This window comes from Pseudomonas sp. S9 (genome assembly GCF_000222125.1).
Lineage (GTDB): Bacteria > Pseudomonadota > Gammaproteobacteria > Pseudomonadales > Pseudomonadaceae > Aquipseudomonas > Aquipseudomonas segetis.
Genome location: NZ_AFFX01000019.1, coordinates 1 through 15448 on the forward strand (window position 1 = coordinate 1; position 15448 = coordinate 15448).

A 15448-nucleotide genomic window follows, 5' to 3' on the forward strand; every position below is an offset into this window, starting at 1 on the left:
GGTTTTTTACGTTCAAATTTTTCTTTAGCCACGACAGTGAACCTCTTGCCTAAAGGGCTGGATTAGCCTTGTTTTTTAACGATAGCTTCGACGATATTCGACGGAGCCTCGGAGTATTTGGAGAATTCCATGGAGTAGCTCGCGCGACCCTGTGACATGGAGCGAACGTCGGTTGCGTAACCGAACATCTCACCCAACGGAACTTCGGCGCGGATAACCTTGCCGGAAACCGTATCTTCCATACCCTGGATCAGACCACGACGACGATTCAGGTCACCCATCACGTCACCCATATAGTCCTCAGGTGTTACTACTTCCACTTTCATCACAGGCTGAAGCACAACTGCGCCGCCCTTTTGGGACAACTGCTTGGTCGCCATGGAGGCAGCTACCTTAAACGCCATCTCGTTGGAGTCGACGTCATGGTAGGAACCATCGTACACAGTAGCCTTCAGGCCGATGAGCGGATAACCGGCAACAACACCGTTCTTCATCTGCTCTTCAATGCCCTTCTGAATAGCCGGGATGTATTCCTTAGGAATAACACCACCCACTACCTCGTTGACAAACTGCAAGCCTTCCTGACCTTCGTCTGCCGGAGCAAAACGAACCCAGCAATGACCGAACTGGCCACGGCCACCAGATTGACGTACGAACTTGCCTTCGATTTCGCAAGACTTGGTGATCTTCTCACGATACGAAACCTGCGGCTTACCGATGTTGGCCTCAACATTGAACTCGCGACGCATACGGTCAACAAGAATATCGAGGTGCAACTCGCCCATGCCGGAGATGATCGTTTGACCAGTCTCTTCATCAGTTTTAACGCGGAAAGATGGATCTTCCTGAGCAAGCTTGCCCAGTGCGATACCCATTTTTTCCTGGTCATCCTTGGTCTTTGGCTCAACAGCAACCGAGATTACCGGCTCTGGGAAGTCCATACGAACCAGGATGATTGGCTTTTCAAGCGAGCACAGAGTGTCACCCGTGGTGACGTCCTTCATGCCGATCAGGGCAGCGATGTCGCCAGCGCGTACTTCCTTGATCTCCTCGCGGGTGTTTGCGTGCATTTGCACCATACGACCCACGCGCTCTTTCTTGCCTTTTACCGAGTTCAGAACGCCGTCGCCGGAGCTCAGTACACCCGAGTAAACACGAGCAAAGGTCAGAGTACCCACGAATGGGTCAGTAGCGATTTTGAAAGCCAGGGCCGAGAACGGTTCAGCATCATCTGCATGACGCTCCATCTCGATGGTTTCATCATCAACGTCCGAACCCTTGATCGCTGGAATATCAACCGGAGCAGGCAGGTAGTCGATTACCGCGTCGAGAACCAGGGGAACACCCTTGTTCTTGAACGAGGAACCGCATACAGCCAGAACGATTTCACCAGCGATGGTGCGCTGACGCAGGGCGAGCTTGATTTCAGCAGTGGTCAGCTCTTCGCCTTCCAGATACTTGTTCATCAGCTCTTCAGAGGCTTCAGCAGCAGCTTCAACCATGTTGCTGCGCCACTCTTGAGCCAACTCAAGCATATCTGCAGGAATTTCTTCCTCGCGCAGAGCCATGCCCTTGTCGTCATCGTTCCAGTAGATAGCCTTCATCTTGATCAGGTCGATCTGACCCTGGAAGTTATCTTCTGCACCGATAGCGAGCTGGATTGGTACCGGAGTGTGGCCCAAACGCGCCTTGATCTGGCCAATTACACGCAGGAAGTTTGCACCGGCGCGGTCCATCTTGTTTACGTAAACAAGACGTGGAACGCCGTACTTGTTGGCCTGGCGCCATACGGTTTCAGACTGCGGCTCAACACCCGAAGTACCACAGAACACAACGACCGCGCCGTCGAGTACGCGCAAGGAGCGCTCTACTTCAATGGTAAAGTCAACGTGGCCGGGGGTATCGATGATGTTGAAGCGGTGCTTGTCGAACTGCTTCTCGGAACCCTGCCAGAAAGCAGTGGTTGCCGCGGAGGTGATAGTGATACCACGCTCCTGCTCCTGTGCCATCCAGTCCATGGTTGCGGCGCCATCATGCACCTCACCCATCTTGTGGTTAACACCGGTGTAAAACAAAACCCGCTCAGTCGTAGTGGTCTTGCCGGCATCAACGTGCGCGACAATACCAATGTTACGGTAGCGGTTAATCGGAGTAGTACGAGCCATATAGCCCTCGCAAAGTTTAGAAGCGCTAGAAAATTAGAAGCGGTAGTGCGAGAAAGCCTTGTTGGCTTCAGCCATACGGTGCACGTCTTCACGCTTCTTAACTGCAGCACCCTTGCCTTCGGCAGCGTCCAGCAGCTCACCAGCCAGACGCAGAGCCATAGACTTCTCGCCACGCTTACGGGCGAAATCTACCAGCCAACGCATGGCAAGAGCATTACGACGGGAAGGACGTACTTCAACAGGAACCTGGTAAGTAGCACCACCAACGCGGCGCGACTTCACTTCGACCAGCGGAGCGATGGCGTCGAGAGCTTTCTCGAAGATCTCCAGGGGATCGCTGTTCTTACGTTCTTTAACCTTGTCCAGCGCGCCATAAACGATACGCTCGGCAACGGCTTTCTTGCCGCTTTCCATTACGTGGTTCATGAACTTGGCCAGAATTTGGCTTCCGTATTTTGGATCATCAAGCACTTCGCGCTTGGCTGCTACACGACGTCTTGGCATGTGATAAGCCCTCAAACGGTCTTCAGGTTAGCTCGGGACCGCAAATGCGCCCGACCTTACTCTTATCGACTCAAATAAATAGATAACTGCAATTTAGTGACAAGTCCCATTACTGGGGCGCTATCACTTAGGACGCTTGGTACCGTACTTCGAACGACCCTGGTTACGACCTTTAACACCGGAAGTATCCAAAGAACCGCGAACGGTGTGGTAGCGAACACCCGGAAGGTCTTTTACACGACCGCCACGGATCAGAACAACGCTGTGCTCTTGCAGGTTGTGACCTTCACCACCGATGTACGAAGAAACTTCGAAACCGTTGGTCAGGCGAACACGGCAAACTTTACGCAAAGCCGAGTTAGGTTTTTTCGGCGTAGTGGTATACACGCGAGTGCACACGCCACGACGCTGCGGGCAGTTCTGCAGCGCAGGCACGTCGGATTTCTCGACGATACGCTTACGCGGCTGACGTACCAGCTGGTTAATAGTTGCCATCTTTAGCTCCACTGTTGTCTTTCGACGCTATTGCTTTTCAAACAAAGCAAAATGGCAGAGCAACATGCCCTGCCAAATTTAGGGGTGCATGAGTCTAAAGAGACTCAGCCTCCCAGTCAAGATGCAACCCCGCCGCCGAAGCGGCGGGATTAAGCTCTTAATTTCCGCTGAAATTCAGCGCTTCGGTCAGTGCAGCTTCCACTTCACTGGCGCTGACACGTACTGGCTTGTCGGCATCACGCTTGCGCTTGCGCTCGCTGTGATAAGCCAGACCAGTACCGGCTTCGGCATCACGCTTGCGCTTTCGCTCGCTGTGATAAGCCAGACCAGTACCGGCCGGGATCAGACGACCCACGACCACGTTTTCTTTCAGGCCGCGCAGGTAGTCACGCTTGCCAGTAACCGCTGCCTCGGTAAGAACGCGAGTGGTTTCCTGGAACGAGGCTGCCGAGATGAACGACTCAGTCGACAACGACGCCTTGGTGATACCCAGCAGTACGCGGGTGTACTTGGCGACGAACTTGTCGGCAGCTGCCAGACGCTCGTTTTCACCCAGCACCGCGGTCAACTCCATCTGATCACCCTTGATGAAGGATGAGTCACCGGACTCGGCCACTTCAACTTTACGCAGCATCTGACGCAGGATGGTCTCGATGTGCTTATCGTTGATCTTAACGCCCTGCAGACGATAAACGTCCTGGATCTCGTTAACGATGTACTTGGCCAACGCGCTTACACCCAGCAGACGCAGGATGTCGTGCGGATCGCTTGGACCGTCGGAGATAACTTCACCCTTGTTGACCTGTTCACCTTCGAACACGTTCAGGTGACGCCACTTCGGAATCAGCTCTTCGTACGGATCGCTACCGTCGGTCGGTGTAATCACCAGGCGACGCTTGCCTTTGGTTTCTTTACCGAAGGAGATGGTGCCGCTGATCTCCGCCAGAATCGAAGCCTCTTTCGGACGACGCGCTTCGAACAAGTCGGCAACACGCGGCAGACCACCGGTGATGTCACGGGTTTTCGATGTTTCTTGCGGGATACGGGCGATTACATCACCCACGCCCACTTGCACACCATCCGCTACACCAACCAAGGCGTTTGCTGGCAGGAAGTACTGAGCCGGTACATCGGTACCTGGCAGCAGCAAGTCTTTGCCATCGGCGCCAACCATCTTGACCGCAGGACGAATTTCCTTGCCGGCAGCTGGACGGTCTTTCGGATCCAGAACTTCGATGTTGGTCAAACCGGTCAATTCGTCTGTCTGACGCTTGATCGTGATGCCTTCTTCCATGCCAACGAAGGTCACAGTACCTTTCATCTCGGTAACGATTGGGTGAGTGTGCGGATCCCACTTGGCGACGATTGCGCCCGGCTCCACCTTGTCACCTTCCTTGACCGAAATTACAGCACCGTAAGGCAGCTTGTAGCGCTCACGCTCACGACCGAACTCGTCAGCCATGGCCAACTCACCGGAACGCGATACAGCAACCAGGGCGCCGTCGAGACGCTCTACGTGCTTGAGGTTATGCAGGCGGACAGTACCGCCGTTCTTAACCTGAACACTGTCGGCAGCCGAGGTCCGGCTAGCCGCACCACCGATGTGGAACGTACGCATGGTCAACTGGGTACCCGGCTCACCGATCGACTGGGCAGCGATTACGCCGACAGCTTCACCGATGTTGATCTGGTGACCACGTGCAAGGTCGCGACCATAGCACTTGGCGCAGATGCCATAACGGGTTTCACAGGTGATTGGCGAGCGCACCACAACTTCGTCGATGCTGTTGAGCTCGATGAATTCAACCCACTGCTCATCAACCAAGGTGCCAGCTGGCACGATGACGTCTTCGGTGCCTGGCTTGAATACGTCATTGGCGATTACTCGGCCCAATACGCGCTCACCCAATGGCTCTACAACGTCGCCGCCTTCAATGTGCGGCGTCATGAACAGGCCGCGCTCGGTGCCGCAATCGATCTCGGTAACGACCAGATCCTGGGCAACGTCAACCAGACGACGCGTCAAGTAACCGGAGTTAGCGGTTTTCAGTGCGGTATCCGCCAGACCCTTACGAGCACCGTGAGTCGAGATGAAGTACTGAAGTACGCTCAAACCTTCACGGAAGTTCGCAGTAATTGGCGTTTCGATGATCGAGCCATCCGGCTTGGCCATCAGACCACGCATACCAGCGAGCTGACGGATCTGCGCAGCAGAACCCCGCGCACCGGAGTCGGCCATCATGTACATCGAGTTGAAGGACTCTTGATCGACAGTCTTGCCCTCACGATCAACCACTTTCTCTTTCGAGAGGTTGGCCATCATCGCCTTGGAGACTTCGTCGTTAGCCTTCGACCACAAGTCGATAACCTTGTTGTACTTCTCGCCCTGAGTTACCAGGCCCGATGCGTACTGGCTTTCGATCTCTTTAACTTCTTCGGTTGCCGCGTCGATGATACGAACTTTTTCCTCAGGGATAACGAAGTCGTTAACACCAATGGAAACGCCCGAGATAGTCGAGTATGCGAAACCGGTGTACATCAGCTGGTCAGCGAAGATGACGGTGTCTTTCAAGCCGACAGTGCGGTAGCACTGGTTGATCAGCTTGGAGATCGCCTTTTTCTTCATCGGGTGGTTGACCACGTCATACGACAGGCCGTCCGGCACGATTTGGAACAGCAGCGCACGGCCAACAGTGGTGTCGACGATGCGAGTATTTTTGGTGATGCTGCCATCGCGGTCTTTGATGACCTCGTTGATGCGCACCTTTACACGGGCGTGCAACGACGCCTGACCACCACGGAATACGCGGTCAACTTCCTGCAGGTCGGCGAATACGCGACCTTCGCCCTTGGCATTGGTAGCTTCACGGGTCATGTAGTACAGACCCAATACAACGTCCTGCGAAGGAACGATGATCGGCTCACCGTTGGCTGGCGACAGGATGTTGTTGGTCGACATCATCAACGCACGCGCTTCAAGCTGGGCTTCCAGCGTCAGCGGTACGTGAACAGCCATCTGGTCACCGTCGAAGTCGGCGTTGTAGGCCGCACAAACCAACGGGTGCAGCTGGATTGCCTTACCTTCGATCAGAACCGGTTCAAATGCCTGGATACCCAGACGGTGAAGGGTCGGTGCACGGTTGAGAAGCACTGGGTGTTCGCGAATCACTTCAGCAAGAACGTCCCAAACCTCTGGCAACTCACGCTCGACCATCTTCTTGGCAGCCTTGATGGTAGTCGCCAGACCACGCATTTCCAGCTTGCCGAAAATGAACGGCTTGAACAGCTCCAGGGCCATTTTCTTTGGCAGGCCGCACTGGTGCAGACGCAGGGTTGGACCTACGGTAATTACCGAACGACCGGAGTAGTCAACACGCTTACCAAGCAAGTTCTGACGGAAACGACCTTGCTTACCCTTGATCATGTCAGCCAAGGACTTCAACGGACGCTTGTTCGAACCTGTGATGGCGCGACCGCGACGGCCGTTATCGAGCAATGCGTCAACCGCTTCTTGCAGCATGCGCTTTTCGTTGCGCACGATGATATCCGGCGCCGACAGATCGAGCAGGCGCTTCAGGCGGTTGTTACGGTTGATAACGCGACGATACAGATCGTTCAGGTCAGAAGTCGCAAACCGACCACCGTCCAGCGGCACCAACGGACGCAGATCTGGCGGCAGAACCGGCAGAACAGTCAATACCATCCACTCTGGCAAGTTGCCGGAGCCCAGGAAGGCCTCCATCAACTTCAGACGCTTGGACAGCTTCTTGATCTTGGTTTCCGAGTTGGTTTGCGGAATTTCTTCGCGCAGACGACCAATCTCGTGTTCCAGGTCGATAGCGTGCAACAGCTCGCGAACAGCCTCGGCGCCCATACGCGCGTCGAAGTCGTCACCGAACTCTTCCAGGGCTTCGAAATACTGCTCATCGTTCAGCAGCTGACCTTTTTCAAGGGTGGTCATGCCTGGATCGATAACGACATAGCTCTCGAAATAGAGAACGCGTTCGATATCACGCAGGGTCATGTCCATCAGCAAACCGATACGGCTTGGCAGGGACTTCAGGAACCAGATGTGGGCAACCGGAGAAGCCAGCTCGATGTGGGCCATACGCTCACGACGAACCTTGGCCAGTGCAACTTCAACGCCGCACTTCTCACAGATCACACCACGGTGCTTGAGGCGCTTGTACTTACCGCACAGGCACTCGTAATCTTTTACCGGGCCAAAGATCTTGGCGCAGAACAGGCCGTCACGCTCAGGCTTGAACGTACGGTAGTTGATGGTTTCCGGCTTTTTAACTTCACCGAACGACCACGAACGGATCATCTCAGGCGATGCCAACCCAATACGGATGGCGTCGAACTCTTCGACTTGACCCTGGTTTTTCAGCAAATTCAGTAGGTCTTTCAAGGCCTTTCCTCCTGGCGGAGCTGGCGATGGAGCAAAGTGCTCCATCGCCGATTCGCGTCACGTGTTATTCGGTTTCCAGATCGATGTCGATACCGAGCGAACGGATCTCTTTGATCAGAACGTTGAAGGACTCAGGCATGCCTGGCTCCATACGGTGATCGCCGTCAACGATGTTCTTGTACATCTTGGTACGGCCGTTTACGTCGTCCGACTTCACGGTCAGCATTTCCTGCAATGTGTAAGCGGCGCCGTAGGCTTCCAACGCCCAGACCTCCATCTCACCGAAGCGCTGGCCACCGAACTGCGCCTTACCACCCAGCGGCTGCTGAGTAACCAGGCTGTAGGAACCAGTGGAACGCGCGTGCATCTTGTCGTCCACCAGGTGGTTCAGTTTCAGCATGTACATGTAGCCGACAGTGGTCGCGCGCTCGAACTGGTTACCAGTACGACCGTCGATCAAGCGCATCTGGCCGCTTTCTGGCAAATCTGCCAGTTTCAGCATGGCCTTGATTTCGCTCTCTTTGGCACCGTCGAATACTGGAGTGGCCATCGGCACACCGCCACGCAGGTTCTTGGCCAGATCGATAATTTCCTGGTCGCTGAACTCGTCAAGACTTTCCTGACGGCCACCGATTTCGTTATAGATCTGCTGCAAGAACTTACGCAGTTCAGCGATCTTGCGCTGCTCTTCGAGCATGCGGTTGATCTTCTCGCCCAAACCTTTGGCCGCAAGGCCCAGGTGAGTTTCGAGAATCTGACCCACGTTCATACGCGAAGGTACACCCAGCGGGTTGAGTACGATGTCGACCGGCGTACCGTGTACGTCGTGCGGCATGTCTTCAACCGGCATGATTACCGAAACCACACCTTTGTTACCGTGACGACCGGCCATCTTTTCACCCGGCTGGATGCGACGACGGATTGCCAGGTAAACCTTGACGATTTTCAGCACGCCTGGAGCCAGGTCATCGCCCTGCTGCAGCTTGCGCTTCTTGTCTTCGAACTTGTCGTCGAGCAGCTGACGGCGGTCGGAGATGTAGGCCTGGGCCTTCTCCAACTGCTCGTTCAGTGCATCGTCAGCCATGCGCAGCTTGAACCACTGGCCACGCTCCAGACCGTCAAGGAACTCGTCGGTCAGCTCTGCGCCCTTCTTCAGGCCAGCGCCGCCTTCAACTACCTTGCCAACCAGGGCCGAACGCAGACGCTCGAAGGTTGCACCTTCAACAATGCGGAACTCTTCGTTCAGATCCTTGCGGATCTCGTCGAGCTGGGTCTTCTCGATCGACAGCGCACGCGCATCGCGCTCAACGCCGTCGCGGGTGAAGACCTGTACGTCAATGACAGTACCTTTGGTGCCTGTTGGCACACGCAGAGAAGTATCTTTAACGTCAGACGCTTTTTCACCGAAGATGGCACGCAACAGCTTCTCTTCCGGAGTCAGCTGGGTTTCGCCTTTAGGCGTCACTTTGCCAACCAGAATGTCGCCTGGGCCTACTTCAGCGCCGACATACACGATGCCCGCTTCGTCCAGCTTGTTCAGAGCAGCTTCACCCACGTTCGGGATGTCCGAGGAAATTTCCTCAGGCCCAAGCTTGGTGTCACGCGCCACACAGGTCAGTTCCTGGATGTGGATCGTGGTGAAACGATCTTCTTGAACCACGCGCTCCGAAAGGAGGATGGAGTCTTCGAAGTTGTAACCATTCCACGGCATGAACGCGACGCGCATGTTCTGGCCAAGAGCCAGCTCACCCATGTCGGTCGACGGGCCGTCAGCCATGATGTCGCTACGCTTGACCTTGTCACCCTTGCTCACCAGCGGACGCTGGTTGATGCAAGTGTTCTGGTTGGAACGGGTGTATTTGGTCAGGTTGTAGATATCAACACCGGCTTCGCCAGTTTCAACTTCATCGTCATTGACGCGAACCACGATACGGCTGGCATCAACCGAGTCAATCACACCACCACGACGTGCAACCACGCAGACACCGGAATCTCGCGCTACGTTGCGCTCCATACCAGTACCCACCAGCGGCTTGTCCGAACGCAGGGTCGGTACTGCCTGACGCTGCATGTTCGAACCCATCAACGCACGGTTGGCGTCGTCGTGCTCGAGGAACGGAATCAAGGAGGCAGCAACCGAAACAACCTGCTTCGGCGAGACGTCCATCAGGGTTACGTCTTCAGGTGCCTTAACGGTGAATTCGTTGAGGTGACGTACAGCCACCAACTCATCAACCAGCTGACCTTTTTCGTTCATCAGAGCCGAAGCCTGGGCGATCACGTGATCGGCCTCTTCGATTGCTGACAGGAATACGATCTCGTCGGTCACCAACGTGTCTTTAACCACACGGTACGGGCTCTCGAGGAAACCGTACTGGTTGGTGCGCGCGTAGGCAGCCAGGGAGTTGATCAGACCGATGTTCGGACCCTCAGGCGTCTCAATCGGGCAAACACGGCCGTAGTGAGTCGGGTGTACGTCACGAACCTCGAAGCCTGCACGCTCACGAGTCAAACCACCTGGGCCGAGTGCAGAGACGCGACGCTTGTGGGTAATCTCGGACAGCGGGTTGTTCTGGTCCATGAACTGCGAGAGCTGGCTGGAACCGAAGAATTCCTTGACCGCGGCAGCCACTGGCTTTGCGTTGATCAAGTCTTGCGGCATCAGGCCTCGGCATCAGGCCTTCGCTTTCAGCCATGGACAGGCGTTCTTTGACTGCACGCTCAACACGTACCAGGCCGACACGGAACTGGTTCTCGGCCATTTCGCCAACACAACGTACGCGACGGTTACCAAGGTGGTCGATGTCATCGACGATGCCCTTGCCGTTACGGATATCAACCAAAGTCTTGAGGACTTCAACGATATCTTCCTTGCTCAGTACGCCCGAACCTTCGATTTCGGTACGACCGATACGACGGTTGAACTTCATCCGGCCTACAGCCGACAGATCGTAACGCTCTGGGCTGAAGAACAGGTTATTGAACAGGGTCTCGGCTGCATCCTTGGTTGGCGGCTCGCCAGGACGCATCATGCGATAGATCTCGACCAGGGCTTCAAGCTGGTTGGTGGTCGAATCGATCTTCAGGGTGTCAGAGATGAACGGACCGCAATCGATGTCGTTGGTGTACAAGGTCTCGATGCGTACAACCTGCGCCTTGACAACCTTGGCCAGGATTTCAACGTTCAGCTCGGTGTTGCACTCGGCGATGATTTCGCCAGTTGCCGGATGCACGATCGCCTTGGCACTGGTACGGCCAATCAGGTAATCGATAGGAACTTCAAGTTCCTTGATGCCGGCTTTGTCCAACTGGTTGATATGGCGCGCAGTGATACGGCGGCCCTGCTCAACAATGACCTTGCCCTTCTCGTCTTTGATATCGAGAACAGCAACTTCACCACGCAGACGATGTGGCACCAGTTCCAGGCTCAGGGACTCACCCTTGACGTGGAAAACGTTGGTCACATAGAAAGCGTCAAGCATCTCTTCAGTGCTGTAACCCAGCGCACGCAGCAGTACCGATGCCGGCAACTTGCGGCGACGGTCGATACGTACGAATACAGCGTCTTTTGGATCGAATTCGAAATCGAGCCAAGAGCCACGGTAAGGAATTACGCGAGCCGAATACAGCAACTTGCCAGAGCTGTGCGTCTTACCACGGTCGTGATCGAAGAACACGCCTGGTGAACGGTGCAACTGGGAAACGATGACGCGCTCGGTACCGTTGATAACGAAGGTACCGTTCTCTGTCATCAGGGGGATTTCCCCCATGTAAACTTCTTGCTCTTTAATGTCCTTGATCGCTTTGTTCGACGATTCTTTGTCGAAAATGATCAAGCGAACCTTAACCCGCAGCGGCACGGCATAAGTTACGCCGCGAAGGACGCACTCTTTGACGTCAAAAGCCGGTTCGCCCAGGCGATAACCGACATATTCCAGGGCAGCATTGCCGGAATAGCTGATAATCGGGAAAACGGACTTAAAGGCGGCATGGAGGCCGATATCGCGAAACTTATCCTTTGTCGCTCCCGCCTGCAGGAATTCGCGGTACGAATCCAGCTGGATGGCCAGGAGATAAGGCACATCCATGACATCCGGCAACTTGCTAAAGTCCTTGCGGATACGTTTTTTCTCAGTGTATGAGTAAGCCATCAGCGTTCCCCAGCTTGGTCACCTGCTTATTTGGCCTCTCCGACGGGAGCAGCCAGAAACTCTTGCAAACCCCTTTGGTTTGCGCCACCACATTGGGTGGGGTTTTCAGCCCCAGGCTAGCCACACGAGAGCCGGCCTGGAACGGAAAAAGGCCGGTGGCAAAGCCACCAGCCATCAGCCTTAAGCGAGTCGCTCGGGCTGTAGACGCAAGGTCGTCGCTTACTTAAGCTCGACTTTAGCGCCTGCTTCTTCCAGAACTTTCTTAGCAGCTTCGGCTTCTTCTTTCGAAGCGCCTTCTTTAACAACGCCAGGAGCGCCGTCAACTACTGCCTTGGCTTCTTTCAAGCCCAGGCCAGTCAGTTCGCGAACTGCTTTAATTACGTTTACTTTCTTCTCGCCAGCTTCAACCAGAACGATGTTGAATTCGGTCTGTTCTTCAGCAGCAGCGCCGCCAGCAGCTGGGCCAGCAGCAACAGCTGCAGCAGCGCTAACGCCGAACTTTTCTTCCATAGCGGTGATCAGTTCTACAACCTGCATCACGGACATTTCGGATACGGCGTTGATGATGTCTTCGTTAGTCAGAGCCATGACTCTAATTTCCTGTATTGGGGGACAGCCTTCGCGGCTATCAAATAAACAAATATGATCGAAAGAGTGCTGGATGCCTTAGGCAGCAGCTGATTCTTTCTGGTCACGAACAGCTGCCAAAGTACGAACGAACTTGCTGGTAGCGCCTTGAATCACGCTCATCAGCTGAGAAATCGCTTCGTCGTAGGTCGGCAAGCTTGCCAGTACGTCGATCTGGTTGGCTGCGATCAGCTTACCTTCAAACGCGGCGGCCTTGATCTCGAACTTGTCCTGACCCTTGGCGAATTCTTTGAAAATACGAGCAGCAGCGCCCGGATGTTCCTTGGAAAACGCAATCAGGGTTGGGCCAGTAAAGACGTCGTTCAGCACATCGTAAGAAGTGCCTTCGACTGCGCGCTTGAGCAGAGTGTTACGTACAACTTTAACGTAAACACCTGATTCACGAGCTTCTTTACGGAGTCCGGTCATTGCAGCTACGGTCACGCCACGGGCATCAGCCACGACAGCGGACAGGGCAGCTTGGGCAGCCTCGTTGACTTCAGCGACGATGGCCTTCTTGTCTTCGAGTTTAATTGCCACGGGTAAAACTCCTGCTTGTTACCGTTTCATCTGGCCGAAGCCGGATGTCGTTTTGGTGTCTGATTCGGTAAAGAACCGGGAGCACCATCTGCGTAGGTTTTCCTGTTTAAGGCTTGCGCCACCTACGGTCTTGGATAGCCCCCGCCAGGCAGGGACCCCAATTTTTGCAAGCAGGCGCGAAACTCACGCCTGCCCTATTCCTTATGCGTCGAGCGAAGCCTGATCAATGATCAAACCAGGACCCATGGTAGTGCTCAGGGTCACGCGCTTAACGTAGATGCCTTTGGAAGTCGATGGCTTCAGGCGCTTCAGGTCTGCAATCAGAGCTTCAACGTTCTGCTTCAACTTCTCGGCTTCAAAACCGACTTTACCGACGGAACCGTGGATGATGCCGTTCTTGTCAGTACGGAAACGTACTTGACCCGCTTTGGCATTCTTCACAGCAGTTGCTACGTCAGGAGTAACAGTGCCGACCTTAGGGTTAGGCATCAGGCCACGAGGACCCAGTACCTGACCCAACTGACCTACAACACGCATGGCATCAGGCGATGCAATTACGACGTCATAGTTCAGGTCGCCGCCTTTCATTTCAGCAGCCAGATCGTCCATACCAACGCGGTCAGCGCCGGCAGCCAGAGCAGCTTCAGCAGCTGGACCCTGAGTGAACACTGCAACGCGAACAGACTTGCCCGAGCCGTTTGGCAGCACGGTAGCGCCACGAACAACCTGGTCAGATTTACGCGGATCAACGCCCAAGTTCACAGCGATGTCTACAGACTCGGAGAACTTGACAGCCGAAATCTCGGCCAGCAGAGCGGCAGCTTCGTTGAAGTTGTAAGCCTTGCCAGCTTCAACTTTCTCAGCGATTGCCTTTTGACGCTTAGTCAGCTTAGCCATTTACACACCCTCCACGTTCAGGCCCATGCTGCGTGCGGAGCCGGCGATAGTACGTACGCCTGCATCCAAGTCAGCGGCAGTCAGATCAGCTTGTTTTGCTTTAACGATCTCTTCCAGCTGAGCACGAGTCACGGTGCCAACTTTAACGGTGTTCGGACGCGCAGAACCGCTGGTCAGGCCAGCTGCTTTCTTCAACAGAACCGAAGCCGGGGTGCTTTTGGTTTCAAAGGTGAAGCTACGGTCGCTGTATACAGTGATGATCACTGGAGTCGGCAGACCAGGCTCTTGGCCTTGGGTCTTGGCGTTGAACGCCTTGCAGAATTCCATGATATTCACACCGTGCTGACCCAGTGCCGGACCTACCGGTGGCGAAGGGTTAGCTTGACCTGCCTTTACCTGCAGCTTGATATAAGCCGAAATTTTCTTAGCCATGAGCTACTCCAATATTGGGTTCAAACGCCTTGACGGCTCCCCAGTTACTTGCACGTTTATCCCAGTGACGACAAAACCCCGCAGTCAATAACTGCGGGGTCAGGGATGCTTATGTCAACTATGCCTTCTCGACCTGGCTGAACTCCAGCTCTACCGGTGTAGAGCGGCCGAAGATGGTAACTGCCACCTGGACACGACTCTTTTCATAGTTAACTTCTTCGACGACACCGCTGAAATCAGCAAATGGGCCATCGATAACACGGATTGTCTCACCTGGCTCGAACAGCGTCTTAGGCTTGGGCTTATCACCGCTATCAGCAACGCGACGCAAGATCGCCTCTGCTTCTTTATCAGTGATCGGTGCCGGCTTGTCAGCCGTACCGCCAATAAAGCCCATGACACGTGGCGTATCTTTAACCAAGTGCCAAGTACCTTCGCTCATATCCATCTGAACCAGGACATAACCCGGAAAGAACTTGCGCTCGCTCTTACGTTTCTGACCATTGCGCATCTCGACCACTTCTTCAGTAGGCACGAGAATTTCACCAAAGCCATCTTCCATACCAGCGAGTTTTATACGCTCGATCAACGAACGCATAACATGCTTCTCGTAACCCGAGTAAGCATGCACGACGTACCAACGCTTAGCCACGGGACACCCTTAGCCGACAATCAACGAAACAATCCAGCCGAGCAGGGAATCTAATCCCCACAACAACAGAGCCATTACCAAAACAACAGCCACAACAATTAACGTGGTCTGCGTGGTTTCCTGACGCGTTGGCCAGACAACTTTACGAATTTCGACGCGCGCTTCTTTGAGCAAAGCAAAAAAGGCTTGGCCTTTCGTGGTTTGCAACGCAACTACACCAGCGACTACAGCAACAACCAGCAGAGCCAGCACACGATACAGAATCGGCTCAGCCGCGAAGTACTGATTACCAACCACGCCAACCACTACAAGAGCAGCAACAACCAGCCACTTGAGCAGGTCAAAGCGAGTTTCTTTGGCTTCAGCCTTTGCATTCATTTACGAGGATCCTGTTAAAAGACGCGCCAAATTCATTTGAAAATGGCAGGTCAGGAGGGAATCGAACCCCCAACCTACGGTTTTGGAGACCGTCGCTCTGCCAATTGAGCTACTGACCTAGAACAAAATTAGGCCGACCATTATGTCGGCCTAAGAGGGACAAATCAACCGATTACTCGATGATCTTGGCAACTAC

Annotated in this window: 10 protein-coding genes, 1 tRNA gene and 1 pseudogene; all 12 read right to left on the reverse strand. The window is 54.4% G+C overall.

Annotated elements, in window-relative coordinates; translation table 11 throughout:
• Positions 1–62 precede the first annotated feature (62 nt).
• The 12 genes and pseudogenes from fusA to PSES9_RS0122705 all read right to left on the reverse strand — a co-directional run bounded on the left by fusA (position 63) and on the right by PSES9_RS0122705 (position 15371).
• On the reverse strand, positions 63–2165 hold the full coding sequence (gene fusA, locus PSES9_RS0122645; protein WP_010490884.1) for an elongation factor G: 2103 nt from the start codon (positions 2163–2165) through the stop codon (positions 63–65).
• Positions 2166–2198: 33 nt separating this feature from the next.
• A complete protein-coding gene (gene rpsG, locus PSES9_RS0122650) occupies positions 2199–2669 on the reverse strand; it encodes a 30S ribosomal protein S7 (protein WP_010490886.1) in 471 nt (156 codons plus the stop codon).
• A 123-nt stretch (positions 2670–2792) separates the two neighbouring features.
• On the reverse strand, positions 2793–3164 hold the full coding sequence (rpsL, locus tag PSES9_RS0122655; protein WP_003186084.1) for a 30S ribosomal protein S12: 372 nt from the start codon (positions 3162–3164) through the stop codon (positions 2793–2795).
• Positions 3165–3321: 157 nt separating this feature from the next.
• The gene (gene rpoC / locus PSES9_RS0122660) at positions 3322–7575 is read right to left on the reverse strand and encodes a DNA-directed RNA polymerase subunit beta' (protein WP_010490893.1); all 4254 of its coding nucleotides are present in this window, start codon (positions 7573–7575) and stop codon (positions 3322–3324) included.
• Between the two features lie 64 nt (positions 7576–7639).
• Positions 7640–11726: pseudogene (gene rpoB / locus PSES9_RS24195) on the reverse strand (DNA-directed RNA polymerase subunit beta).
• Between the two features lie 219 nt (positions 11727–11945).
• On the reverse strand, positions 11946–12314 hold the full coding sequence (rplL, locus tag PSES9_RS0122675) for a 50S ribosomal protein L7/L12 (RefSeq protein WP_010490895.1): 369 nt from the start codon (positions 12312–12314) through the stop codon (positions 11946–11948).
• A gap of 78 nt (positions 12315–12392) precedes the next feature.
• Complete coding sequence (gene rplJ, locus PSES9_RS0122680) at positions 12393–12893, reverse strand: 50S ribosomal protein L10 (RefSeq protein WP_010490897.1); 501 nt, start codon at positions 12891–12893, stop codon at positions 12393–12395.
• Positions 12894–13094: 201 nt separating this feature from the next.
• The gene (gene rplA, locus PSES9_RS0122685; RefSeq protein ID WP_010490899.1) at positions 13095–13790 is read right to left on the reverse strand and encodes a 50S ribosomal protein L1; all 696 of its coding nucleotides are present in this window, start codon (positions 13788–13790) and stop codon (positions 13095–13097) included.
• On the reverse strand, positions 13791–14222 hold the full coding sequence (gene rplK / locus PSES9_RS0122690) for a 50S ribosomal protein L11 (protein ID WP_010490901.1): 432 nt from the start codon (positions 14220–14222) through the stop codon (positions 13791–13793).
• Between the two features lie 118 nt (positions 14223–14340).
• Positions 14341–14874, reverse strand: a complete 534-nt coding sequence (gene nusG / locus PSES9_RS0122695; protein ID WP_010490903.1) for a transcription termination/antitermination protein NusG — start codon at positions 14872–14874, stop codon at positions 14341–14343.
• A 9-nt stretch (positions 14875–14883) separates the two neighbouring features.
• Entirely contained in the window at positions 14884–15252 is a 369-nt protein-coding gene (gene secE, locus PSES9_RS0122700; protein WP_010490905.1) for a preprotein translocase subunit SecE, read from the reverse strand.
• Between the two features lie 43 nt (positions 15253–15295).
• Positions 15296–15371, reverse strand: a tRNA-Trp gene (locus tag PSES9_RS0122705).
• Between the last annotated feature and the right edge of the window lie 77 nt (positions 15372–15448).

Coding starts and splice junctions, on each gene's coding strand:
- fusA (WP_010490884.1), bottom strand. CDS start 2,165: ATGGCTCGTACTACTCCGATTAACCGCTACCGTAACATTGGTATTGTC.
- rpsG (WP_010490886.1), bottom strand. CDS start 2,669: ATGCCAAGACGTCGTGTAGCAGCCAAGCGCGAAGTGCTTGATGATCCA.
- rpsL (WP_003186084.1), bottom strand. CDS start 3,164: ATGGCAACTATTAACCAGCTGGTACGTCAGCCGCGTAAGCGTATCGTC.
- rplL (WP_010490895.1), bottom strand. CDS start 12,314: ATGGCTCTGACTAACGAAGACATCATCAACGCCGTATCCGAAATGTCC.
- rplA (WP_010490899.1), bottom strand. CDS start 13,790: ATGGCTAAGCTGACTAAGCGTCAAAAGGCAATCGCTGAGAAAGTTGAA.
- rplK (WP_010490901.1), bottom strand. CDS start 14,222: ATGGCTAAGAAAATTTCGGCTTATATCAAGCTGCAGGTAAAGGCAGGT.
- secE (WP_010490905.1), bottom strand. CDS start 15,252: ATGAATGCAAAGGCTGAAGCCAAAGAAACTCGCTTTGACCTGCTCAAG.